Raw genomic sequence first — 25,778 nt, 5'->3', positions numbered from 1 at the left:
TCTATTTTATCAATGCAGCAATGACTGACTGATCTTCGTTTTTAAGTAATGCTTTTGCGTCATGTTGATAAATATCGTCTCTAAAATTAACGAGCATGTCTTCATCAACCCACGCCGTCCAATACACTAAATGAATAGGTAAGGGCTCATTTAAATAAAAAGTTTGAGTGGTATCGGTATCTCTGGCTTTATCCACTTGCTTAAGAGTGCGCTCTTCACCTTGGTGCTTAATTATTTCACGCGCCAATGAAAATGGCTCTTCAACCCTTATACAACCATGTGATAACGCACGCTGCGCTTGGTTAAAACGCTGCTTTGCTGGCGTATCGTGAACATAAATGGCTTCAGGATTTGGAAACAGATATTTCACTTCGCCAAGTGGGTTTTCATCCCCTGCACGCTTAACTAAAAAGTGATCAAACTGATAGGGCTTAATAGCCTGCCAATCAATATTACTGGGGTTAACTGTTTTAGAATCTAGGTAGCTGTTTTTTCTAACTTCGATATTATTTTTAGCAAGGTACTGAGGATCTTTTGCCACCTTTGGTGCTATTTCTTTGGTTGCAATAGAGGTTGGTATGCGCCACTCAGGGTTTACTACAAATTTTTCGATTTCGTCACTAAAGGCAGGTGTTTCCCAACTCGGCTTACCCACAATAACGTTATTTTGTAGTTTTACTTCGCCTGCTTTTACATAACGCAATGTGTACTCAGGTATGTTTACATACACATACTGCGAATCACTTGAGCCTGCGAAGTTAGTTATGCGGTAAAAGTTAAGCTTTAATTTAGCCAATTTTTTCTTAGCGGGTACATTAAGCTTAGCTAAGGTGCGCTTTCCTACTCGCCCATCAACCTTTAAACCGTGGCGACGCTGAAACTGTTGCACAGCCTGCTCAATGGTTTTATCAAATGTGCACATTGCGGTGTCACATACATTGCTGGTTAAGTCACGCTCTTGATACAAACGCAGCGCCAACTGACTCACCGCTTTACTAGTGCTGCCAAGTTCAAGCAACTCATTAGTGTATAAAGGGGTAAACCCGCCACTGTTAACTATTTCTGTGTACCAGTTAATTGCTTTTTCGGTGCGCGCGATTAACTGTGCTGCATTTTGATCAAAATAATAATCGCCATTTTGCAATTGTTGTTGCGAGTTGTAAGTGGTTAATGAAGAGTTGGCAAGTGCCACACTTTCAAGATCTGCACTGCCTAGCGCTTGCCCTGTTAGCATGGCGCTAACGCAGCCTGCAAGCGTAGCGTGTAACGTAATGTGCTTTACCTTTGTAGACAATGCCTTTGAAAATAACCCCTTCACTTTGTACCTCCTCGCTAAATATCATTGATAAATGCTTTTGTACTTACTGCTTAACAGTAATTTGAAGGTGCAATGCAGGTGCCAAAATAAAATAAAAATACAACACACTGAAATTTAATAACTTTTTAAACTTTTACATGGTAATTAAAAAACACTTCAACTACGCAATTATGTAATTTGGTTGCTGTAGTGTGTAAAGTTGCTATAGCAATTAGTCTTTTAAAAAGGCCAAAAAGCCACGCTCATAACGACTCAAGTATTTTGTTTTTCGCGGTAAAGAAAGCGACTCTCGCCACGCTGTTTGGGTTTGTTCATCCTCTTTACACAAGGCAATTAAATCCGGGTGAACATACGATTTACGGGCAATAGCGGGCGTATTACCTAGCTGCTCAGACACGCTCTCGAGCATACTTTTTAAACTAAGTGCGCCTTTTGCTTTTACAAGTTGCTTAAAGGCAATAACACTGGCTCGCCAGGTTCTAAAGTGCTTAGCGCTAAAGTCCTCACCCATTATTTGTTTAATATAATGGTTAATTTCACTAGAGGTTACGTTTGTGCGCTCTCCATCGCTTATATATTGAAACAAATGCTGACCGGGTAAATCTTGTAGGTCTTTAATTACATGGCTAAGCACTCTGTCGGTTATGTTTACCTCGCGCTCTTTGCCCGATTTAGCCCGATACCGTAGCTGTATATTTTTACCCGTAAGCTTAGCATGGCGATTGCGCAGGGTTGTGGCGCCAAAACTTTTGTTTTGCTTTACATTTCGCTCGTTACCTACCCGCAATGCACCTAAGTCCATAAGCCTAACTACCGCAGCTAATGTGTGCTCTACGCTGAGCTCATCCCCTTGTAAATCGTTTTCTAAACGGGCACGCAGTAATGGCAGCTTATTGCCAAACACCCCACAGGCTTGGTATTTTTTCGCCTCTTGTTGGGCTCTAAAATCTTCATGGTAACGGTATTGCTTACGGCCTTTACTATCAATCCCCGTTGCTAAAATATGGCCATTTTCTTCAGGGCAAAACCAAGCATTTTTGTAGGCGGGCGGAAACGCTAACGCATTTAAACGATCAATCACTTTTTGATCGGTAATCTGCTTTCCTATTGGGTCAAAGTACAGCCACGTTTTGTTTTTACGCTTACGGGTTATACCGGGTAAATTATCATCGACGTAGATTAGTTTCATTTATGCTCCTAGCAACTTAAACCATCATCAATAAAGGTATCACTGTAAAATAACCTTAAACTGAACAACGTTATTGATATATAATCAAAAATTGAACAATAATATAAAAATCCGTTTAGTTTAATTACCTGCTTAAGTATATAAACTGCACCTTTTGGTACCGTTTAGCTATGCTCATTTTGGCCAAAATATACACGGATAATAATACCAACTCGCTTAATTAATTAGTCTATTTGAGCCCGGAAAAACATAGCTAACACTAGGTTTGCCCCCGCAAATGATTAAGTATTATTGCAAAACTGGTAACCCCCCTTAAATAATGTGCTGTTTACAAGGAGCATACAATGGCATTTGATTATGGTTCTATTGATCTTGGGTTAAAAAACCCCTTTAAGTTGGAAGGTAAAGTAACCGCGCTAAGAGGTATTATTGAGTCGGTAGCAGGCGTAAGTTTACTTGTTATAGCTGCAAGCTCGGTGAAAGAAAGTACCACCGCAGGCTGGATTTTAATGCTATTTGGCATGTTTATTTTAGCGCTGGGTATTCGCTCTTTATCGTCAGGTATTTATGCCACCTTAAAGTACTTTGTAGGCAGAAACCACCCCACGTCGCTTGCGTATAATTTTAGTAAGTCTGAGAGCTCTACCGCGCAAGAAGAAAAAAAAGAAGTAGCCTATAACGCCCAATCACTCGAAGAAATGCTGGTTGGTCGTAAAAACAGTACCTTTAAAGAGCCTAACGGATTTTTATCTCGTTTGTTACACAGCTTAATTCCCAAACTGTTATTTTTACCTTACCCAATTCGAAATGTTGCGCAGCGATTATTTGGCTCATGGGTGAGCACGCTTGTTGCCTTAATTGCTTATGGGCTTGTAGCGTTTGTTTCGCTGTCGGGCTTTACTGGGGAAGCTGGCGAATTAGCCTTTCCGGTTTACAGTGCTATTTTAATGTTTTATGTGCTTTTTTCTTGGCGCTCCAGCAGCAAACCTATCTCTCGCAATGCTGAAAGAAACATTGAATCGCTGGGAGGCGGTACATTAGCTAAAATTATTTCGTTGTCATTTATTTTGCCTATTGTTATTGGCCTTTCTATGTCGTGGCTAATGCAAGAGCAACATATCAGCAAACAAGAAATAGACGCGTGGATGGCACAACTGCCAAACTTGCATGCTGGCATATACCTCATTGCCATTATTATATTAGCAACGTTAAGCTGCGCATTAGTATTTACAATGATCAAAGCACGCTTAAACGCAGTGACCCCTACCGCCGAAGTGTCAGAATTACGTGAAAACTGGCAAGAGTCTGTTCACCCTGATGAAGTATTTATAAACCTTGATAATCTTGTCATGGCAAATAGACGCTACAAAGAAGTGCCTAATAGAGTTTACCGCGAGCTAGACCCAAAACTGCAAGAGCAAATAGAGGGTAAAGGCGGTTTTAAGGGCGAAATGATTCAAGAGGTTCAGCCTAAACTACACGCTATGGAGCTAGGTAAAAACTTTACCCTAGCCAGATTAGTTGCGCTAATAAGTGCTAATTTACTTTATATTGTGGCATTAGTATTAACGGTGTTGTTAGCCTATTCATTAATAGATATTTATTACTACATAGATAGTACTAATATTAATAATTTACAACAAGCGTTTAATAATCAAAACGTTATACAGTTTAGTAGTTTACTAATGAGCAGTTTTCATATTTTAATAATAGCAGTGATTATTAAAGCCTTTGCTCGTTTACTGGCTAACTGTGCTCATTTATTTTTTGCCGAAATGCAGTTTGAATCATTACTTGTGTACTTTAAGTGCGAAGGTACATTTACCGAATCTAAAATTTCAACGGGTACAGGTATTCACGACAGCACTCGCTCAGAAAACACCTTAGTGCGCAGCAGTATCACGCCATGGGTCATTGTCTCTCGTGTTATTACGAGCACGTTTGCTGCCACCGGTATGAAAAACCTTGAGCATCCTCGCCATATAATGGAAATGCACAAAGATGAAGGTCAATTACAAGCCATTAAAAATGATGTAATTGCCTTTCTAAAAGACCGCGAATCGATTGCCTCAATTACCAGTGAGCGCGATTTAGGCAATGCATCGCAAATACATCAATTAAACCAACAAACCCGTGCAATACCTACTCAGCAAGCAATAACAAAAGAGGATGAAGAGGCCGCTGGTTACCTAAGGCAAGAAGAGAACTTAACACCAGAGCCTAAAGCTTAATAATCGCTTTGCTATATTTGTAAAAGCTAAACTGCGCCGCGGTTTGTAATCTAGGCAACTAGGTTACAAACCGTGCGCGCACTAAATACTTACCGCTAAACCTTTTTTAAATACCAGCTTGTTAAAATTTATGGTGTTTATCTGCCTTATTATTAACGTATTTTTAACTGCCCTTCACTTTATTGAATCATTTATACCTATTTGACCGATTAATTCTAAATTTACGCATAAACCCCTTGCTTTATGCGTTAAAAACCAAATAATGAAGCAATTATAAACTGGGTAAGAATGAGGAAAATGAGCTATATACTAACCACCCAATGTGCCGACGATGTAGGCCTAATTGCCAAAATTACAGGGCTTTGCCACGCGCACAATTTAAATATTACACGTAATAACGAATTTGTAGATAAAGACGCCAAGCGCTTTTTTATGCGCACTGAACTAACCGGCGAGCCACAAAGTGACTTTTTATCGCAATTACGCGCTTTATTACCTGAGGGTGCACAACTTGCTCTACATGATGATACAAAAACTAAAGTGGTACTACTTGCAACAAAAGAAGCACATTGCTTAGGGTCTGTATTACTTAAACAGTTTGAGCAAGCGTTAAATATTGAAGTATTAGCTGTGATTGCCAACTACCCAGATTTAGAGCCATTAGCAAAAGGCTTTGATGTGCCTTTTCATGTTGTCTCGCACGTAGGCCTAAGTCGCGCCGAGCATGATGAAAAAGTAGGTGATTTAATTGCCTCTTATAACCCTGACATTATTGGCTTAGCAAAATACATGCGCATACTAAGTCCTGAGTTTGTGGGTCGCTTTGAGAACAAAATTATTAATATTCACCACTCGTTTTTACCGGCCTTTATTGGCGCTAAACCGTATCATCAAGCATTTGAGCGCGGCGTAAAAATTATTGGTGCTACGGCTCACTTTGTAAATAATGAGCTAGATGAAGGCCCTATTATTTTACAAGACGTCACCAGCGTAACACACGCTAATACCGCTGAAATGATGGCAAAAATGGGTAAAGACGTAGAAAAAACCGTGTTTAGTAAAGCCTTACAACTAGCTTCTGAACACAAACTATTTATTAACGGTAATAAAACCGTGGTATTTAGCTAAGACCCCTTTTTACATACTATAAAGCCAGCAATAGGGTGTACCCCTTTTGCTGGCTTTTTTATGCCTCACAGCTTAATTAGAGTCAGATATTAGCTGTAGCTGTGTTTTATCCGACACCGTATTTAATTGTAAATTGGCATCCACCATTAAGGTGTGTAATAAATAGGTGACTCAGGCCCTACTGGCAAGCCTAAAGCAAACACCCATACGTAAAATAAAATGACCCAACCGATAAAAAACACAATACTGTATGGCAGCATGGTGGCCACTAACGTTCCTATACCCATGTCTTTTTTATATTTAACTGCCACCGCTAAAATTAAGCCAAAATAGCTCATCATTGGGGTGATTAAGTTAGTCACAGAGTCACCAATACGATACGCCGCTTGAATGGTTTCTGGCGCGTAACCAATAAGCATAAGCATAGGCACAAAAATAGGGGCTGTAATCGCCCACTGCGCCGATGACGATCCTAAACTCAAGTTAACCATTGCACACATTAATATAAACAATACAAATACTTCTGGGCCAGTAAGGTTTAACGCTTGTAATAGTGCTGCACCATTAATTGCCAAAATAGTGCCTAAATTAGTCCATTTAAAAAAGGCCACAAACTGGGCTGCAAAAAATACTAATACTATATATAAACCCATTGAGCTCATGCTTTTGCTCATTGCGTTAATAATGTCTTTATCGTTTTTCATGCTGCCAACAACACGCCCGTAAACAAAGCCTGGCACACTAAAAGTTACAAATATAATTGCGACTATTCCTTTTAAAAAAGGCGAGCCTGCCACTTGGCCTGTTTCTGGGTGGCGTAAAATACCATCGGCAGGAATAATCGTCCAAGCAAATAACGACAGCACCACTAATAGAGCAACACCCGCCCATTTTAGACCGGTTTTTTCTAACGCGGTAAGTGTATCAATATTGTTTTGTGACAAGTCGATACTGGCTTCATCGGGGTTATATTTACCTAAACGCGGCTCTACTATTTTTTCGGTTACGAGTGTACCCAGTGCGGCAATAAGTAATACTGATATCATCATGAAATACCAGTTAGCCTCGGCGCCAACCTCGTACGTTGGGTCAATCATTTGTGCTGCAGGCGTAGTTATACCTGCTAATAATGGGTCTATTGTGCCAAGTAGTAAATTAGCGCTATAGCCGCCAGAAACACCGGCAAAGGCAGCCGCTAAGCCAGCTAAAGGGTGGCGCCCCAAACTATGAAATATCATGGCTGCAAGCGGAATTAACACCACATAGCCAAGCTCAGAAGCTGTGTTAGACATTATGGCCGCAAATACCACCATAAAGGTAACTAAACGCTTTGACGCGCCCATAACCATGCCACGCATAGCAGCAGAGAGTAACCCTGAATGCTCTGCAACACTTACCCCAAGTAGTGCCACTAAAACAGTGCCTAAAGGCGCAAAACCGGTAAAGTTAGTAACCAAGCCAGCCATAATACGCTGTAGCCCCTCAGCACTGAGTAAACTAACAACTTCAATTACTCCATCAGGCGCACGCCCTGCTGCCCCAATCGGTCTTGGGTCAATTGCGCTTAGCCCAAACCAATCGGCAATACCACTTATTAGCACAATTGAAACCGCAAATATCGCAAATAAAGTAATGGGATGAGGAAGCATATTTCCTAAAAACTCAACGGTTGCTAAAAAGCGATTAAATAAGCCGTTATTGTCTTTAGGTTGATTATTAGGTGAGTGTGTGGAGTCTGTCATACTTGGCTCTATAAATTACAAAATTGCGCTAACCTAGCATTGTTTGCAAAAGAGATCATGTATAAAAGGTAAATGACGTGTAGGTTTTAAGTTTAAAAAGCGCTGCTTGAGTGTATTGGCTTTTGTGGATTGAAGTTTTTTCAGTCTTGCCATATCACCCAGAGCAGCGCATATCTGGTATTTGTAAGCGCTTATCACCTATTAACAGGCAATAAGCACATTAGCTAGGCACGGCTTTGCCTAAACACCAAACATACGGCTGTAAATTTATTTTTAAACGATAAACAGATTTTAGCGCTTTTAATATTTTAAGCTTGCTCTATTGGTTCTAGCTGTAATTTAGCTGCAATAAGAACGGCTTGGGTACGGTTATAAACGCCAAGTTTTCTAAAAATTGCGGTAATGTGTGCTTTGACTGTTGCCTCAGAAATATGTAGTTCGTACGCTATTTGTTTGTTTAGTAACCCTTCATGAAGGTATTGCAATACACGATATTGCTGCGGCGTTAACGATGCAACCTGCGCGGCAATTTCTCTGTCTTCTCCTTCTATTTCGGCTACTTTATTCTTTAACTCTTTTGGAAGCCACGTATCGCCTTCTAGTATTTGGTTTATAGCATTAGCAATATCATCTGAAGATGATGACTTAGGAATAAAGCCCATTGCGCCATAACCCATTACCTTAGACACTATGTTTATGTCTTCACTTCCTGAGACAACCGCTATGGGTAAGCTTGGGTAGTCTTCGCGAATGCGGATCAGGCCATATAAATCGCCATTACCTGGCATGTGTAAATCTAGCAGTAATATATCAAGATCTTCTTGTTCGCTAAGTACTTGCAGTGTGCTGTCAAAATCTGATGATTCAAATACCTCTAAATCGTCAAACTTAGCACTTAATGCTCCTTTTAGTGCCTCGCGAAATAACGGATGATCATCCGCTATTAAAAACTGACTCATGGTTCGCTCCTAATAAATTCGGCTGCCAATAAGGTATAAAGTACTTACTGACAGCCGATATACTACGTTTAGAATCAACTTGTAATCAAGTTTTTAACGCGCATTTAACGATTTAATCGGTTTTCTATGAGCTCATCTACCACGGTTGGGTCTGCAAGTGTTGATGTGTCCCCTAGCTGTTGGTGTTCATTTGCGGCTATTTTACGTAAAATTCGACGCATAATCTTACCTGAACGCGTTTTTGGTAGGCCAGGCGACCATTGAATCATATCAGGGGAAGCTATTGGACTTAGTTCTTTACGTACCCAATTACGGACTTGAGTTGTCAGCTCATCACTTACAGTAACGCCTTCATTTGGCGTAATGTAAACATAAATACCTTGGCCTTTAATATCATGCGGATAACCTACTACGGCGGCCTCTGCTACAGCTTCGTGAGCAACCAGCGCGCTTTCTATTTCAGCGGTACCTAAGCGATGCCCTGATACATTAAGCACGTCATCAACACGCCCTGTGATCCAGTAATAGCCATCTTCATCACGACGACAGCCGTCACCTGTAAAGTAAACACCGGGATAAGCACTAAAATAGGTTTGTTCAAAACGTTCGTGGTCGCCATAAACAGTACGCGCTTGTGAAGGCCAGCTATCTAATATCACTAAATTACCGTCAACGGCACCTTCTAGTGTATTACCCTCTGCATCAAATAGAGCCGGCGCAATACCAAAAAACGGATGCGTTGCTGAACCTGGCTTAGTTTGGGTGGCACCAGGCAGTGGGGTGATCATAATGCCGCCCGTTTCGGTTTGCCACCACGTATCTACGATTGGGCAATTAGCATTACCAATATTTTCGTAATACCACGTCCATGCTTCAGGGTTGATGGGTTCTCCCACCGAACCTAAAATGCGTAAACTTTGACGATTAGATGACGCGGTTGGCTCATCGCCTTTAGCCATTAACGCTCGAATAGCGGTTGGTGCAGTATATAAAATGGTTACGCCGTGCTTATCAATCACCTCACCCATGCGCCCTGCGGTTGGGTAGGTAGGCACACCTTCAAATACCACTTGCGTACAGCCATTAACCAGTGGGCCATAAGCAATATAGCTGTGGCCGGTGATCCAACCTACATCGGCGCTACACCAATATACGTCGTCCTCTTGTAAATCAAATACGTATTCGTGGGTCATTGATGAGTAAACTAAGTAACCCCCTGTAGTATGCACAACCCCTTTTGGTTGGCCAGTAGAGCCCGAAGTATATAAAATAAAGAGTGGATCTTCTGCATTCATTGGCTCCGGTTCGCACTGCGCCGGTTGGTCGGCTACAAGCTCATGCCACCAAATATCGTGCTCGTTCCAATCAACTTCGCCACCGGTTAGCTGATGTACAATAACGTGTTCAATGCTTGTCACCGACTCTTGTGCTACGGCTTCATCAACATTCGCTTTTAAAGGAACACAATTACCAGCTCGGCGGCCTTCATCGGATGTGATCACCACTTTAGCGCCTGAATCTTTAATTCGATCTGCAATGGCTGAGGGAGAAAAACCACCAAATACAACCGAGTGAATAGCACCTATACGTGCACAGGCCTGCATGGCGTAAATGGCTTGCGGCGTCATCGGCATATAAATAGCAACTCGGTCACCTTTTTGTACGCCCAGTTTTTTTAAACCATTAGCAAAGCGCGCCACTTCATCATGTAATTGTTGGTAGGTAATGTTTTCACTTTGGTTTGGGTTGTCTCCTTCCCAAATAAGCGCAACTTTATCGGCTTTGGTTTTTAAATGGCGGTCAATACAGTTATAAGAGGCATTTAAAACGCCATCTTCGTACCATTTTATATCAATATGGCCTTTATCAAATGAGGTGTTTTTTACTTTAGTATACGGAGTAAACCAATCTAAGCGCTGGCCATGTTCACGCCAAAACCCTTGTGGGTCATCAATCGACTGTTTGTAGAGTGTATTATATTTTTCGTTATCAACTAACGTCGTTTTTTCAATATGTGCAGGAACAGGATAGATACTTTGTGACATCTCAGTCTCCATTTTAATAACTTGCCATGATTAAAGGATTACTCAGCAGTACTTTATTAAGTATTAGACCTTAGTTGTACAACCCTTCTAATTAACATTTTGTGGTTTATAATCTCGCCGCTCATGACTTTTTTACATAGAAATACAGTATGTTAAATATAAGTAAGTGGCCATTGAATTACTCTTAAACCTTCGTCTTATAGACCAATAGGTAATTGAGTAAATTTTGCACATATTTAAAAGTGGTTTTCGGACATTAAAATAATGATGCAGCCATGCAAGTTAAACACTTATTTAACGAACTCGTAGCGTGATGCAAGATAAATAAATTTTTATTCGTAAGTAATACCTGTAGCAAGTAATACATTTGACGTTTAAAAAGCAACAAACAACAAGTAGCCTTTAAAGGACACCACAATGAAATTTACCCCATTAAAAACTCTTGCAGCGAGTGCTGTATTATGTGCTTTAACAAGCACGGCTTATGCGGCAACTGCAGCTAAAGTAGGTAACACCGAATTTACTTACGGCGGATACATTAAGCTAGATACAATGTGGAGTGATTACTCTGCAGGCGCTCCTGATGGCTCAAATGTAGGGCGTGATTTTTACGTACCAAGTACACTGCCAGTAGGCAATGACGATGATTCGGATGCCGTATTTGATATGCATGCACGTGAGTCACGTTTTAACTTTGGTACGTCAACGTTAATGGATAACGGTAAAACAGTTAAAACTAAAATTGAGTTAGACTTTTTAGCATCGGCCCCTGGCGGTAACGAGCGCGTATCAAACTCTTATGCACCACGTATTCGCCATGCATTTGTAACTTACGATGGCTGGTTATTTGGTCAAACATGGTCAAACTTTCAAAACGTGGGTGCACTTGCAGAAACACTTGATTTTGTAGGCCCTGCTGAAGGCACTGTTTTTGTTCGCCAAACGCAAATTAAGTACACAACCGGTGCTTGGTCGTTCTCACTAGAAAACCCAGAAAGCACAATTACCACACAAGGTGGCGCTCGTGTAGAAACAGATGATGCGTCACTTCCTGATTTTACTGCGCGCTACACACACAATGCCGATTGGGGTAACTTTGTAGTTGCAGCACTTGCTCGCCAACTGACTTATAAAGTAGGCGATGTTGACGCTGATGAAACCTCGTTTGGTATTAGCGCTTCGGGCCGTGTAAATTTTGGCGAAGATTACCTTAAATTTATGCTTACTCAAGGTAAAGGCCTTGGTCGTTACGTGGGCTTAAATGTTGCCCATGGTGCAGTGCTTAATGGCGATGAGCTTGATGCAATAGACTCAACATCAGGTTTTGTTGCTTATCAGCATAAATGGACAAGCCAGTGGCGCTCAACCTTCTTATATTCTTTCTTTAGTGCTGACAACAACACCGATCTATTAACAATATCAGGCGACCCTGTTGAATCAAGCCAAAGCTTTAGTGCAAACATTTTATACTCACCGGTTAAGCGTTTAACATTTGGTGCAGAGTTTAAACATGCCGAGCGCGAAACAGAAAGTGGTATTGACGGTGATTTAGAGCGCTTACAATTTTCTGTAAAATACAATTTTTAATTAAACATAGTGATCACAATAAAGCGGCTCAGGCCGCTTTTTTTAGCTATACAACTTGAACTCTGTTTAAAAGGTTTAATAGTACTATGATAGTAATGGTATTTAAGAATGCTTTTTTGTCTGAGATTTTCAATAAATTAAACACGGTTAGCGTTTAAACAAGCTTAAATAGCAGCATTTGGAAGAGCTCAGATAAAAGTTTGCACAGAAATAGCACCCTCTTTGCGATTAAGGGATATTACCTTAGCGCTAAACTAAGTGGCTATTTAGTTGCTAAAATCCACTAAATTCCCACAATTTCGGATAACTATTAATTATTTTGCACAAACAACAAACATGTTATTGAAAATCACTCTCATTTAGATTATGTTATGCACTTCTTTTTTGAACCTATTGGAAAAACACATGTCGTCCCAACAAATTTTGCGTTTATCTAAGCTAAGCCTTATTACTTCACTTGTTTTATCTGGTCATGCATTTGCACAAGAAACTACAACAAATACAGATGACTCATTAGAAAAAATAGCAGTGTATGGCCAGCATCATAAAAACTACATCACAGAAGATGCGCAATCTGCTACAAAATTAGGCCTAACAATCAAAGAAACCCCACAAAGTATTTCTGTTGTTTCTCGCGCTTTAATGGATGATTTTTCACTAGATGATATTAACTCAGTGCTAGAGAGCACCCCCGGTGTAACTGTAGAACAAATAGAAACTGACCGTACTTATTTTAAAGCCCGTGGCTTTGAAATAACAAACTTTCAGGTTGATGGTTTAGGCATCCCACAAAGCTCAGGCTCTATTCAGGGCACTTTAGATACGTCTATTTACGACCGTGTAGAAATTGTACGTGGTGCAAACGGCCTTATGACTGGCGCAGGTAACCCATCTGCAACCGTAAATATGGTATTAAAAAAACCAACTTACATTACTCAAGCGCATGCATCTGCATCGTATGGTTCATGGAACAACAAGCGTTTAGAAGTAGATGTTTCAACGCCAATTAACGACGACCACGCTGTGCGCGCCGTATTTACCAAGCAAAAAGCGGAGTCATACCTAGATCGTTACGAAACAGATAAAACAATTGCTTATCTTGCTTACGAAGGCAAGCTAACTGATGACACGACATTAAGCATCAACTATGTTAACCAACAAAAAGATGCCGATAGCCCACTTTGGGGCGCACTCCCTCTTTATTACACCGATGGCACAGCAACAAACTACGACGCCTCTACAAGTACGGCATCTGATTGGTCTTACTGGGATAACAGCGCTGAGCAAGTATATGTAACACTTGAGCAAAACCTATCGGCTACGTGGGTTGCAACAGCGCGTTACGCACACATAGAAAACGAGCAAGACTCAGAACTATTTTACGTATATGGCACACCAGATAGCGAAACTGGCCTTGGTTTAACCGGTTACGCAAGCCGTTACGACTACGAAGATAAGCACGATTTATTTGATTTATACGCCAGCGGTAAATTTGATTTATTTGGCCAAGAACACGACCTGTCATTTGGTGTTAGCCAAGCAAAAATGGATTACAACGAGCAGTCGCTTTACGATTACACCACGGGCAACGGCTTCCCAGCCATGCCTTCGCTTGATACGTGGGATGGCGTAGTACCTGAAGCAACCCTTGCTGATGGCTTAAATGGCAGTGACATAGAAAACAAACAGCAATCAGCTTATATGTCTACTCGCATTAAATTAAGCGCTCCGCTAAGCGTATTAGCAGGTGTACGTTACACTGATTGGGAAACTTCTGGTAGTGCTTATGGTGTAGAACAAACACGTAACGACAGTGAAGTTATTCCGTATGTTGGGGCTGTGTATGACTTTAATGAATCGCTTTCAGCCTACGCAAGTTACACTGAAACGTTTGTGCCGCAAAAAGAACTAGATATCAACAATGAGCAGCTTGCACCAATAACAGGTAAAAGTAGCGAAATTGGTTTAAAAGCACAGCTTTTAGACGATCAAGTATTTGTCACCTTTGCATACTTTGATGCAAAACAGGAAGGACTTGCCGTTGAAATAGCAAACACAGCACCAAATTCTCGTTACTACGCCGCTGATGGTATTAACAGTGACGGTTTTGAAATTGAGCTAAGTGGTAAAGTAACCGACGATTTAAGTGCAAGCATCAGCTTTAGTAATTTAAGTATTGATGGTGATGATTTAGTTGAAGATTACACACCAGAGAATCAGCTAAAACTGGCTGCAACTTACCAAGTACCATTTGTTGAAGGCTTAACTTTTGGTGCAAATTATCGTTGGCAAGACTCGGTTAGCCGCGTACAAGTTGAAGATGCAACCGGCGCTGCACTTGTAACCACGAACCAAGATGCTTACGGTATTCTTGATTTAATGGCTAACTACAAAATTACAGAAAACGTTGGGGTTACTTTTAACGTCAATAACACCACAGATGAAAAATACCTACACAGCCTATACTGGGCTCAAGGTTATTACGGTGCGCCGCGTAACTACGCGCTATCTGTAAACTGGCAGCTATAAGTCGCTTTTTTAAAGTACGGCTTTTAAAATTAAACGGCACTTTTTAGTGCCGTTTTTGTTTTAAGCCCCTTTAAGTTAAAGCGCATATCCCCCCTCCTTGCGCTATCTACCTTATGCAAAGTACTAGCAATACCATCTTTTATTACGCGCCTCAATTAAAACGCGAACTTGTTAGCCAGCCTCACTATAAATATGGCTAAGCGCTATATAAACTGCATCTGTTAAAGCCTGTAAGGTTATCGTTTTAGCGTGCTTTAAACACAAAAAGGCGCTAACCATTGCTGGTTAGCGCCTTTTAAAGCTCGGGTCAAATCAAGCTTAGAGAACGTTTACACTTAAAGGTCAGACTCAGCGCCTAATACGTCTTCGCCATCTTCTGGCTCAACCGTTGCTTTTAATAGCAACATATCACGTAACTTACCTTCAATTTCATCTGCAATTTCTACGTTTTCTTTCAAAAACTTAATAGAGTTTGATTTACCTTGGCCTACTTTATTGCCGTTGTAGCTGTACCAAGCACCTGCTTTTTCAACAATTTTGTGCTTAACACCTAAATCTATTAACTCACCTTGTTTAGAAATACCTTCACCATACATAATGATGAATTCAGCTTGTTTAAACGGTGGTGCAACTTTGTTTTTAACTACTTTAACGCGGGTTTCGTTACCGACTACCTCATCGCCTTCTTTAACAGAGCCAATACGACGAATATCAATACGCACTGATGCGTAAAACTTAAGTGCATTACCACCTGTTGTTGTTTCAGGGTTACCAAACATTACACCAATTTTCATACGAATTTGGTTAATGAAAATACATAGCGTATTTGAGCGTTTAATATTACCTGTAAGCTTACGTAGTGCTTGCGACATTAAACGTGCTTGTAAGCCCATGTGCGAGTCGCCCATGTCGCCTTCAATTTCAGCTTTTGGTGTAAGCGCTGCAACAGAATCGACAATAACAACATCTACAGCACTTGAACGTACTAACATGTCACAAATTTCTAGCGCTTGCTCACCGGTATCTGGCTGAGACACTAACAGCTCATCAATGTTAACACCTAACTTTTGTGCGTATACCGGATCAAGAGCATGCTCAGCATCAACAAAGGCACATGTTTTGCCTTCTTTTTGAGCCTGCGCGATAACTTGCAAAGTAAGCGTTGTTTTACCTGAAGACTCAGGGCCATACACTTCAACAATACGCCCCATAGGCAAACCACCTATGCCTAAAGCAATATCAATTCCAAGTGAGCCTGTAGATACAGCATCAATGTTTAGGGCTTTGTTATCGCCCAGTTTCATAATTGATCCTTTACCAAATTGACGCTCAATTTGTGATAGTGCAGCGTCCAGCGCTTTTTGTTTATTATCGTTCATTCTGTTCTCCAAATCCGGCTAATGCGAACAAGTATACTGTATGAAATCACAGTATCAAGTGAAATTTATAATTTTATCTTCTCGATAGTGCTTTTCAATGCAAATTCAATAGCTTGCATTCGAACTTGTGCTCTATCGCCGTTAAATATTTGCTTAAACGTAAATTGTTCATTGGCAATTTGTATGCAAAACCACACAAAGCCAACTGGTTTATCGGACGTAGCGCCACCTGGCCCTGCAATGCCCGAAATCGCCACTGCAACATCAGCTTTGGCAACGCTTGCGGCACCAAAAGCCATCTCTTTTACTGTTTGCTCACTCACCGCACCAAATTGCTCTAGCGTAGTATTGGCCACATTAAGCAGTTCATGCTTAGCTTCATTACTATAAGTAACAAATGCGCGGCCCAAATAACCTGAGCTACCTGGCGTATCTGTAAGCGCATAACTCACTCCGCCACCAGTACATGATTCAGCGGTAGTGATCCATAAGCGTTTATCCGTTAAAATAACGCCCAATTGCGCAGCAAGTGTTTTAATCTCTTGATGTAATTCCATATTCAGCCTTTGGGTAAATACATGTCGTTTGATCTTTATGCACCGCACACTATAAAACAACAAACCCCTATGATGCAGCAGTATCTAAAAATAAAATCAGAGCATCGCGATATTTTATTGTTTTATCGTATGGGGGATTTTTATGAACTCTTTTTTGACGACGCTAAACGCGCGGCCCAACTACTCGATATTTCGCAAACGCATCGCGGTAAAGCCGGCGGCGATCCTATCCCTATGGCGGGTGTCCCTTATCATGCAGTAGAAAACTATTTAGCTCGTTTAGTGCAAATGGGCGAATCGGTTGCTATATGTGAGCAAGTTGGCGATCCTGCAACCAGTAAAGGGCCAGTAGAGCGCAAAGTCGTACGTATCGTTACACCGGGTACTATTTCAGATGAAGCGCTATTGCAAGAACGCCAAGATAACTTACTCACTAGCGTATGGCAAAATAAAAAAGGGCTATACGGTATTGCCTACCTTGATATAAATTCAGGGCGTTTCAACGTAGTTGAAGTTAACACCGACGAAGCATTTACTTCAACCCTACAGCGCTTAGCACCCGCTGAGCTTTTATACTGTGAAAGCTTTGAAAACACACACTTAATTGAGCATATAAAAGGGGCACGGCGACGCCCTGAGTGGGAGTTTGACCTAGACACCGCGCAACACTTACTGTGCGAGCAGTTTGGCACCAAAGATTTAGTTGGTTTTGGTGTAGATAAAGCCCATGCTGCTTTGGTCGCTGCGGGTTGTTTAATGCAATACGTAAAAGATACACAGCGTATTGCCCTACCTCACATTCGCGCTATTACGCTTGAGCATAATGAGCACGCAGTTATATTAGATGCGGCAACGCGCAAAAATTTAGAACTAACCGTTAATTTATCGGGCGGCTTTGAAAACACCTTAGCGCAGGTACTTGATAAAACCGCCACGGCCATGGGGTCGCGTTTACTTAAACGCCGCATTCATACACCTGTGCGTAATAAAAATGAGCTTAACTCACGTTTAAATGCCATTAGCGCTATTTTAGATGTGCAGTTATATGGCGAGTTACACGATTCATTAAAAGAAATTGGTGACATAGAACGCGTAATAGCACGACTTGCTTTATGCACCGCACGCCCGCGCGATTTGACCCGACTGCGCAGTGCCCTACAAGCACTCGCACCACTGCATGCTTTATTAAACGATGCTAATGATGAGCGTATCGCTAGCATTGTTCGCCATTCTCCAGAGCTGCCTGAACTACAAGCTTTACTTGAGCGTGCTGTTATTGATAACCCACCGGTACTAATTCGCGATGGGGGCGTTATTGCACCAGGCTACAACAGCGAACTCGATGAATGGCGAAACTTGAGTAAAGGCGCTACCGATATACTTGAGCAACTAGAGCTTAGAGAGCGCGAGCGCACCGGGATCAACACATTAAAAATTGGCTATAACAAGGTGCATGGCTTTTTTATCGAGGTAAGTCGTGCAAATTCACACTTAGTACCTGCTGATTATATTCGCCGCCAAACGCTTAAAAATAATGAACGCTACATAATACCTGAACTAAAAGAGCACGAAGATAAAGTGCTTGGCAGCCAATCAAAAGCTCTTGCGCTTGAAAAACAATTATATGAAGAGCTATTTGAGTTTATAGCCCCGCATATTGAACAGCTTCAAATGATGGCTGGCGCATTAGCTGATTTAGATGTATTGAATAACTTAGCAGAGCGAGCCCAAACGCTTAACTATGCTAAACCACAGCTATGCGATGATGACAATATAAGTATTAAACAAGGTCGCCACCCTGTGGTAGAGCAAGTAATGAAAGAACCTTTTATTGCCAACCCTGTGGAGCTAAATAGCCAGCGTAAAATGTTGATTATCACCGGTCCAAACATGGGTGGTAAATCAACCTATATGCGCCAAACAGCACTTATCGTATTGATGGCGCATATTGGCTGTTATGTCCCTGCTGATAGTGCAAAAATTGGTAATATTGACCGTATATTTACACGCATTGGTGCAAGCGACGATTTAGCCTCTGGTCGCTCTACTTTTATGGTAGAAATGACCGAAACTGCCACAATTTTAAATAATGCAACTGCGCAATCTTTGGTATTAATGGATGAAATAGGCAGAGGCACCAGTACCTACGATGGCTTGTCACTTGCCTATGCAACGGCTGATCATCTGGCACAAAAAATATCTGCTAAAACATTATTTGCTACGCACTACTTTGAATTAACGGAACTTGCCGAGCAAAAAACTGGGCTGGTGAATGTGCACTTAGATGCCATAGAGCACAACGACACCATTGCATTTATGCATACTGTGCTTGATGGTGCAGCAAGTAAAAGCTTTGGCTTACAGGTCGCAGCGCTTGCCGGCGTGCCTAAAGCCGTGATAGCCCAAGCAAAACAAAAGCTTAAACTGCTCGAAAACCACCAAAGTGTAACAGCGCCTAATGCTGAGCAACAGGCGTTTTCATTTGCTAATGAGTTACCTGCGCCTGAGCCTTCAGAGGTTGAGGAGCAGCTCAGTGCCATTGACCCTGATAATCTATCGCCGCGTCAAGCACACGAACTTCTTTATAAATTAAAAGCACTACTTTGAATATAGGTAACTTGAGCGGTGGTTAAGAGGCTGATAACACTGTAAATAGTATTTCTTGGGGGTCGTAAGACATAAAAAAAGCTGAAGGTTTTATCCTTCAGCTTTTAAACACATAGACAGTATAAAAGGGAGTTAAGAGAACTGGTCAAACAAACTTTCTGTGCTTAACCCTTCTTGTTGTAAAATATCTTTTAAACGACGTAATGCTTCTACCTGAATTTGTCTTACGCGCTCTCGCGTTAAACCAATTTCACGGCCAACATCTTCAAGTGTTGATGGCTCATAGCCAAGTAAACCAAAGCGACGCGCTAATACTTCACGTTGTTTAGGGTTTAACTCACCTAACCAATCAACAATATGTTTGTTAATATCGTTGTTTTGAACTTCGCCCTCAGGGCCTGCGCTTTTTTCATCGGCAATAATGTCTAACAGTGCGCTGTCGTTCTCACCGCCAATTGGCATATCAACTGAGGCAATTTTCTCGTTTAAGCGTAGCATTTTAGTTACGTCTTCTACGGGTCTACCTAGGCTTTCAGCAATTTCTTCAGCAGTTGGCTCATGGTCTAGCTTTTGTGTCAGCTCGCGTGCTGTACGCAAGTAAACATTTAATTCTTTAACTACATGTATTGGCAGGCGAATTGTACGCGTTTGATTCATAATGGCGCGTTCAATTGTTTGGCGTATCCACCACGTTGCATAAGTCGAAAATCTAAAACCGCGCTCTGGGTCAAACTTTTCAACAGCGCGAATTAAACCTAGGTTACCTTCTTCAATTAAATCTAGAAGTGCTAATCCTCGGTTGTTATAACGGCGGGCAATTTTTACAACTAAACGTAGGTTACTTTCAATCATACGCTTGCGAGATGCTTCACATCCACGTAGCGATTTGCGGGCAAAAAAGACTTCTTCTTCAGCGCTAAGTAGGGGAGAAAAACCAATTTCTCCTAAATAAAGTTGGGTTGCATCAAGGTTTTTAGTTACTTCCTCTTTTGCAAATATCTCTTCTTCGTTATCAACCTCTTCAAGTAATGCTGCAGTTTCTGCTACTGCGGTGTCATCAAATTTTTCGTCGGTGGTGTTTTTGTCAAGTTTTGCTGCGTTAGCCATAAGCCTTCTCCCGAGCAATTATCAATACCTAAAAATTAGGGTAGGTATTTAGCAGGATTGACAGCTTGCCCACGGTAGCGAATTTCAAAACGAAGCGCAGTGACCGAAGATTCTGACTTGCCCATTTCTGCTATTTTTTGTCCTGCCTTAACTTTCTGCTTTTCTCTAACAAGTAGTTTCGAGTTATGTGCATAAGCACTTAGGTAATCATCATTATGTTTCAAAATGATTAAATTACCATACCCTCGAAGCGCATTACCCGCATACACCACCGTTCCTTGTGCTGCGGCTAAAACTGAAGCCCCTGTACGGTTAGCAATCTGTAAACCCTTGTAACCGTTTTCCTTATTAGAAAAGCGTTTAGTCACTTTGCCCTTTGCAGGCCAAAACCACTTTACTTTACTGCTCGACGAAGGTTTAGCATTACTAACTATTTTATTGGCTTGTTTTTGAACATACTCTCGTTGTTTCGGCTGATCAAGATTTTTCTTTAATTTTTTGTTAGTTTTTTGTTTTATTTTAGTAGATGTTATTTTTTGTTTAACGGGTGAATTGCTAGCAATCGCATGACTACTGGTGGCTACAAGCGAAATAACTTGCCCAGGATAAATAACATAAGGTGATGGAATTGAGTTGTTTTTTGCAAGTGTTCTAAAATCTTTGCCTGCACTAAAGGCAATGGAATATAAAGTATCACCCTTTTGTACTGTGTATTTATTGCCATTAATGTTAATGCCTTTTTGGAAATCATTAACATTAGTATTGAGACTGCTAACAGGAGCAGGAATATGGCGAGATGAACACCCCGAAAGCAAAACAACAATAAATACAATTACATATAATGCGTACTGACTATTCAAGGTGTCTTGCTCCGAAATTTAAAAAGTACTACTTTTGCTTGTTAGCGTAATGAAAAGTAAGCAACCGCTATTAATATAACTAAACCCCAGCCAAGTACTTCAACATATTGACGTAATTTTTGCTCCATTTTAACCCCGCCCCACTTCATTAAAGCAGAAACTAAAAAGAAACGCGCACCGCGGCCAACGGCAGACGCTATTAAAAATGGTAAAAATGCCATTTGTAATACCCCTGCACCAATAGTAAATACCTTATAAGGGATAGGTGAAAAGCCCGCTAAAAATACCACCCACACGCCATACTCTTTAAACCATGTAAGCGCTGTTTCAAACTTTTCTTGCCAGTGCATCTGCTCAATAAAGGGCTCTACAACAGGCTCAAATAACCAGTAACCTAAAAAGTAACCTACAATCCCCCCAAGTACTGAAGCAACTGTTGCAAAGCTTGCAAAGCGCCACGCTTTACTTGGCTGAGCAAGCGACATAGGAGCAAGCATTACATCCGGTGGTACCGGAAAAAAAACAGACTCAGCAAAGCTCATGGCTGCTAAATAGCGCTCAGCAAAGCGGTGTTTTGCCCACACTAGGGCCATATCGTATAACTTAGTAAACAATTTCAACGTGAATTCCTATTCAATATCACCAGGGACGAGAGGGACAAACCGTACTGGTGCAATAACATGCTCTGTGAAGCTATCGCCTTGGCGAATAACCATGGTTAATTTTTGTTCTTGCTCACCAATGGGAGCAAGGAGTACACCGCCATCAGCTAGTTGTGCAAGTAAGTCTTGAGGTACTTTTGATGCGGCCGCGGTAACTATAATACCATTAAACGGGGCCTGCGATTGCCAGCCTTGCCAGCCATCTGCGTGTTTCATGGTTACATTATATAAATCAAGTTGCTGTAAACGGCGTTTAGCCTGCCATTGCAGTGCTTTTATACGCTCGACCGAATACACCTTATTAAAACACTTGGCTAACACTGCGGTTTGATAACCAGAGCCTGTGCCAATTTCTAACACTTTGTCGCGTACGCCAGCCAAATGAAGCAGCTCGGTCATACGCGCCACAATATAAGGCTGCGAAATAGTTTGCCCTTGCCCTATTGGCAACGCCGTGTTTTCGTACGCCTTGTGTTTTAGTACATCATCAATAAAGGCATGACGAGGTATATCTGCAATGGCTTTTAATACCTGTTTGTCTTCTACCCCTTCTTGCTCTAATAGCTTAGAAAGCGCAATAGCACTGCGCGAGTAATTAGCCAGCACGGTTTATCTCCATTTCAGCTAACCACTGCCCAACCGCTTCAATACTTTCTTTTGCTGTCATATCAACACTTAACGGTGTAACTGAAGCATAGCCATTATTAACAGCGTAAAAATCAGTGCCCTCACCGGCATCGCTTTCAATACCAAGCGAGCCATACCAAAAAATATCACGCCCCCATGGGTCCGTTTGTTTGGTCATGGTTTCGGCTTTATGTCGAGCGCCTAAACGCGTAACTTGCACCCCTTTTAGCTCACTTAGAGGAATATCGGGTACATTTACGTTGATAATTTGATCTTTAGGCAGTGGGTGCGATGCCAGCCCTTTAATTATGTTAACGGTCACAGCTGCTGCGGTTTCAAAGTGCTCACCATGGTGCGAGCAAAGCGACACGGCAATAGCAGGCAAGCCTAAATGGCGCCCTTCGGTCGCCGCAGCCACAGTGCCTGAATACAATGTATCATCGCCCAAATTAGCGCCGTGGTTAATACCTGCTACGACTAAATCAGGCGTTTCATCTACTAACTGATTAACCCCTAAATGAACACAATCAGTAGGTGTGCCATTAACCGATATAAAGCCGTTTTCAAGCGTGGTAGAGCGCAGTGGATTTATTAACGTTAACGAGTTACTGGCACCACTACAGTTACGATCAGGGGCTACAAGGGTTACATCGGCAATTTGCGTAAGAGCCTGGTATAAAACAGCAATCCCTTTAGCGTTTACACCGTCGTCGTTACTTAGCAGTATCTTCATTTTGACTGTCCTTTTCTTTTCGCTCATTAGGGCTTGCATCGGTGTAATCCACCAGCTCACGTAAAAGTGCGGTAGCAAAACACCCTTTAGGCAATCCAAAGCTTAATTTTAAAGTCGTTTCGTCTAGTGTTTCTATGGTTAAATCTTGCGGAATGAGACGCAGCATACGGCGCTCATTTTTAAGGCCTAATTCGCCTAAGCCCTCACACCATGCTTGGTATGGTTTTAGCCATAATTTTTCTTGATCAGTTAAGCCCTTTTCGCTTTTACCAACCATAGGAGCCGACATCATAATATCGCCAGAGGCTAAACGCGCTATGTTTTCATCGCTTATTGCATCTTCAAAAAATGCGTTACTACCGCTTAGCATAAATACTTCACGGTGCATGGTTTTAGCTAACCCATGCTCTTTAACACGTAAGCTCACTATTTGATTAAATACATGTGAACGGGCAGCGGAGATAATAATACCGCGTAGTTTTTTATCGCGAATGCGCTCGCCGGCAAACATTTTTTCGGCCATAACTAAATTATGCCCGTCGCGGCCAAAGCGCTGCTCGCCAAAGTAGTTAGGCACACCCGCACGCACGGCATTAATGCGGCATAAAATATCAAGCGGCTGGGTTACATTACGAAGCGTAATAGTGAATCGGTTTCCTTTGTGGCAACCGGTGCGTAATTTACGTTCGTGGCGCTGTTGCGAAACCACAAAAATGCTGTCGCTATTGAGTTCACTAAAATCAATGTGCTTTTTAATAGGTACTTTTACGCTAAACCATTGGCTACACACGCCGTGGCGGTCTTTCATGCCGGCGTAGCTTACTTCGCGCGGTGACACTCCAGCCTTTTGTGCAATTAACTTAGCCACGTATTGCGTGTTTTCACCTTTTTTAACGACCTGTAAGCATACATGCTCACCACTGCTGGTAAATTCTATGCCGAGGTCTTCATCAACCATAAAATCTTCAGCAACGGTTTTAAAGTCTGCTTTTGAAAGGGGTGCACCGTATAGATAATTTAAATCGCTCATGCGCTTGCTGTACTCTCAGGCGCTTTGCTCATAATAACCACCGCATGGCTAGAAATACCTTCTTTACGCCCTTCAAAGCCGAGCTTTTCGGTGGTGGTCGCTTTAACATTGATTTGTGAAAGCTCGCAATTTAAATCGCTGGCTAAATTAGAGCGCATAGCTTGGATGTGTGGCAACATTTTAGGAGCCTGCGCCACAATAGTGACATCGCCATTGCCCAGTACATAACCTTGCTCTTTGGCAAGGCCTACAACATGGCGAAGTAAAATACGGCTATCTATATTTTCATACTCGCTCGCCGTATCCGGAAAATGCTTACCAATATCGCCCATTGCCAACGCGCCTAAAATAGCATCGCATAATGCATGAATAGCAACATCGCCATCTGAGTGTGCTAAAAAGCCCTGCGGGTAATCTATTTTTTCGCCGCAAATTGTTATTGGGCCTTCGCCACCAAATTTGTGTACGTCAAAACCATGGCCAATTCGAATCATAATGCTTGCTCGTTTTGTTGTTTGTTTAATAAAAACCCCGCTAGGTCTAAATCCTCCGGCGTGGTTATTTTAATATTGTCGCTGCGCCCTGCAATTAGCTTAACGGGTTTATTTGCCCACTCAATGGCACTGGCTTCATCGGTAATAGTTACGCCTTCACAAAGCGCACGTTGCAACGCATTTTTAAGCTCGTCATATTTAAAAAACTGCGGTGTAAGCGCTTGCCATAAATCATCACGAGGCACGGTTTGCTCGCTATGCGTGTTTCCACGCTTTATGGTGTCTTTTACCTTGCTTGCTAAAATACCGCCTTCGTCGTCGGCTATGCAATGCGCTATTAAGGTTTCAATATCGTTAATAGTGACTAAAGGGCGGGCTGCGTCGTGCACCAGCACCCATTCAGGAGGGTTATTTTCTAAAAATAATAGGCTATTAAGCACTGAATCTGCTCGCTCTTGCCCGCCGCTGGCGCGTAAAATTCGCGAGTCTATGTGCGCAAGCGAGTCAAAATAAGGGTCGGTTTGACTAACGGCTACAACTATTTGGCTTAAGCTTTGTAATTGCGAAAGCTTACAGAGCGTGTGCTCTAAAATAGTTTTTCCTGCCAATTTAATATACTGCTTAGGTGCACTGTGCTGCATTCTGCTGCCTACGCCGGCAGCGGGTACAATGGCAGCTATTGAATTATTATTTTTCATATTGTTTGCCCGGTAAAACACGTATAAATGTTTCATCCGGTTTAATCATTCCTAATTCGTTACGAGCGCGCTCTTCTATGCCTTCTTGACCAAGCTTTAAATCTTCTATGTCGGCGGTAAGTACTTTATTGCGCTTAATTAGTTTTTCATTAGTTTGTTGATGAGAAGCCACGGCTGCTTTTAATCGCGTATAGTCTTGCACCCCGTTATGACCAAACCAAAGTCGGTATTGTATAAACAGTGCTAAGCACAACAGGCCAAGCTGAAAAAACCGCATTTAACACTCCCTATTCGTT

Annotated in this window: 21 protein-coding genes; 5 read left to right on the top strand and 16 right to left on the bottom strand. The window is 41.7% G+C overall.

From position 1 onward, the window contains the following. Position 1: 1 nt before the first annotated feature. Positions 2 to 1,318, bottom strand: coding sequence for a murein L,D-transpeptidase (locus tag AN390_RS02325; protein ID WP_055252857.1), 1,317 nt, complete (start codon positions 1,316 to 1,318; stop codon positions 2 to 4). Positions 1,319 to 1,529: 211 nt separating this feature from the next. After that, positions 1,530 to 2,507, bottom strand: a complete 978-nt coding sequence (locus tag AN390_RS02320) for a DNA topoisomerase IB (RefSeq protein ID WP_055252856.1) — start codon at positions 2,505 to 2,507, stop codon at positions 1,530 to 1,532. A 344-nt stretch (positions 2,508 to 2,851) separates the two neighbouring features. On the opposite strand from AN390_RS02320, the gene AN390_RS02315 reads away from it, so the two are divergent. Both AN390_RS02315 and purU read left to right on the top strand, forming a co-directional pair. Next, positions 2,852 to 4,738, top strand: coding sequence for a hypothetical protein (locus tag AN390_RS02315; RefSeq protein WP_055252855.1), 1,887 nt, complete (start codon positions 2,852 to 2,854; stop codon positions 4,736 to 4,738). A 297-nt stretch (positions 4,739 to 5,035) separates the two neighbouring features. Then, positions 5,036 to 5,866, top strand: a complete 831-nt coding sequence (purU, locus tag AN390_RS02310) for a formyltetrahydrofolate deformylase (RefSeq protein WP_024033106.1) — start codon at positions 5,036 to 5,038, stop codon at positions 5,864 to 5,866. Positions 5,867 to 6,012: 146 nt separating this feature from the next. On the opposite strand, the gene AN390_RS02305 is transcribed toward purU, so the two are convergent. From AN390_RS02305 to acs, 3 genes are all read right to left on the bottom strand, one after another. Next, entirely contained in the window at positions 6,013 to 7,608 is a 1,596-nt protein-coding gene (locus AN390_RS02305) for an AbgT family transporter (RefSeq protein WP_054982716.1), read from the bottom strand. Between the two features lie 308 nt (positions 7,609 to 7,916). After that, positions 7,917 to 8,567, bottom strand: coding sequence for a response regulator transcription factor (locus AN390_RS02300; RefSeq protein WP_004586197.1), 651 nt, complete (start codon positions 8,565 to 8,567; stop codon positions 7,917 to 7,919). A gap of 104 nt (positions 8,568 to 8,671) precedes the next feature. Beyond that, positions 8,672 to 10,612, bottom strand: coding sequence for an acetate--CoA ligase (acs, locus tag AN390_RS02295; protein WP_024033109.1), 1,941 nt, complete (start codon positions 10,610 to 10,612; stop codon positions 8,672 to 8,674). A 417-nt stretch (positions 10,613 to 11,029) separates the two neighbouring features. On the opposite strand from acs, the gene AN390_RS02290 reads away from it, so the two are divergent. Beyond that, positions 11,030 to 12,199, top strand: a complete 1,170-nt coding sequence (locus AN390_RS02290) for a DcaP family trimeric outer membrane transporter (protein ID WP_055252854.1) — start codon at positions 11,030 to 11,032, stop codon at positions 12,197 to 12,199. Positions 12,200 to 12,604: 405 nt separating this feature from the next. Next, positions 12,605 to 14,728 (top strand): TonB-dependent siderophore receptor, encoded by a 2,124-nt coding sequence (locus AN390_RS02285; RefSeq protein ID WP_055252853.1) that lies wholly within the window; start codon positions 12,605 to 12,607, stop codon positions 14,726 to 14,728. 335 nt (positions 14,729 to 15,063) lie between these two features. Here the strand turns inward: AN390_RS02285 and recA are convergent, their stop codons facing one another. Together recA and AN390_RS02275 are read right to left on the bottom strand one after the other, a co-directional pair. Then, positions 15,064 to 16,107 carry a recombinase RecA gene (gene recA / locus AN390_RS02280; protein WP_004586193.1) on the bottom strand — a complete coding sequence of 348 codons (1,044 nt, stop codon included), beginning with the start codon at positions 16,105 to 16,107 and terminating at the stop codon, positions 15,064 to 15,066. A gap of 65 nt (positions 16,108 to 16,172) precedes the next feature. Further along, positions 16,173 to 16,664, bottom strand: a complete 492-nt coding sequence (locus tag AN390_RS02275; RefSeq protein ID WP_004586192.1) for a CinA family protein — start codon at positions 16,662 to 16,664, stop codon at positions 16,173 to 16,175. 21 nt (positions 16,665 to 16,685) lie between these two features. On the opposite strand from AN390_RS02275, the gene mutS reads away from it, so the two are divergent. Next, the gene (mutS, locus tag AN390_RS02270; RefSeq protein ID WP_055252852.1) at positions 16,686 to 19,271 is read left to right on the top strand and encodes a DNA mismatch repair protein MutS; all 2,586 of its coding nucleotides are present in this window, start codon (positions 16,686 to 16,688) and stop codon (positions 19,269 to 19,271) included. Between the two features lie 132 nt (positions 19,272 to 19,403). Here the strand turns inward: mutS and rpoS are convergent, their stop codons facing one another. Genes rpoS through ftsB form a run of 9 tightly spaced genes read right to left on the bottom strand, consistent with a single transcriptional unit; the run spans position 19,404 to position 25,759 of the window. Then, positions 19,404 to 20,378, bottom strand: coding sequence for an RNA polymerase sigma factor RpoS (rpoS, locus tag AN390_RS02265; protein WP_055252851.1), 975 nt, complete (start codon positions 20,376 to 20,378; stop codon positions 19,404 to 19,406). Positions 20,379 to 20,413: 35 nt separating this feature from the next. Then, a complete protein-coding gene (locus AN390_RS02260; RefSeq protein WP_055252850.1) occupies positions 20,414 to 21,238 on the bottom strand; it encodes a peptidoglycan DD-metalloendopeptidase family protein in 825 nt (274 codons plus the stop codon). A gap of 41 nt (positions 21,239 to 21,279) precedes the next feature. Then, on the bottom strand, positions 21,280 to 21,858 hold the full coding sequence (locus AN390_RS02255; protein WP_055252849.1) for a YqaA family protein: 579 nt from the start codon (positions 21,856 to 21,858) through the stop codon (positions 21,280 to 21,282). 9 nt (positions 21,859 to 21,867) lie between these two features. Beyond that, the gene (locus tag AN390_RS02250) at positions 21,868 to 22,506 is read right to left on the bottom strand and encodes a protein-L-isoaspartate(D-aspartate) O-methyltransferase (RefSeq protein WP_055252848.1); all 639 of its coding nucleotides are present in this window, start codon (positions 22,504 to 22,506) and stop codon (positions 21,868 to 21,870) included. Next, complete coding sequence (gene surE / locus AN390_RS02245; RefSeq protein WP_004586186.1) at positions 22,496 to 23,260, bottom strand: 5'/3'-nucleotidase SurE; 765 nt, start codon at positions 23,258 to 23,260, stop codon at positions 22,496 to 22,498. The genes AN390_RS02250 and surE overlap by 11 nt, the downstream gene beginning before the upstream one ends. Further along, on the bottom strand, positions 23,241 to 24,290 hold the full coding sequence (truD, locus tag AN390_RS02240) for a tRNA pseudouridine(13) synthase TruD (RefSeq protein WP_055252847.1): 1,050 nt from the start codon (positions 24,288 to 24,290) through the stop codon (positions 23,241 to 23,243). The genes surE and truD overlap by 20 nt, the downstream gene beginning before the upstream one ends. Continuing rightward, entirely contained in the window at positions 24,287 to 24,784 is a 498-nt protein-coding gene (ispF, locus tag AN390_RS02235) for a 2-C-methyl-D-erythritol 2,4-cyclodiphosphate synthase (RefSeq protein ID WP_004586184.1), read from the bottom strand. Before ispF ends, truD begins: the two co-directional genes overlap by 4 nt. Then, complete coding sequence (gene ispD / locus AN390_RS02230; protein ID WP_024033118.1) at positions 24,781 to 25,482, bottom strand: 2-C-methyl-D-erythritol 4-phosphate cytidylyltransferase; 702 nt, start codon at positions 25,480 to 25,482, stop codon at positions 24,781 to 24,783. Before ispD ends, ispF begins: the two co-directional genes overlap by 4 nt. After that, positions 25,472 to 25,759 (bottom strand): cell division protein FtsB, encoded by a 288-nt coding sequence (gene ftsB / locus AN390_RS02225; RefSeq protein ID WP_055252846.1) that lies wholly within the window; start codon positions 25,757 to 25,759, stop codon positions 25,472 to 25,474. The genes ispD and ftsB overlap by 11 nt, the downstream gene beginning before the upstream one ends. Positions 25,760 to 25,778: the final 19 nt, after the last annotated feature.

This window comes from Pseudoalteromonas sp. P1-11 (assembly GCF_001399995.1).
Lineage (GTDB): Bacteria > Pseudomonadota > Gammaproteobacteria > Enterobacterales > Alteromonadaceae > Pseudoalteromonas > Pseudoalteromonas atlantica.
Note: the sequence above shows the minus strand (reverse complement) of the source record. Positions and strands in the feature narration are given on the sequence as shown.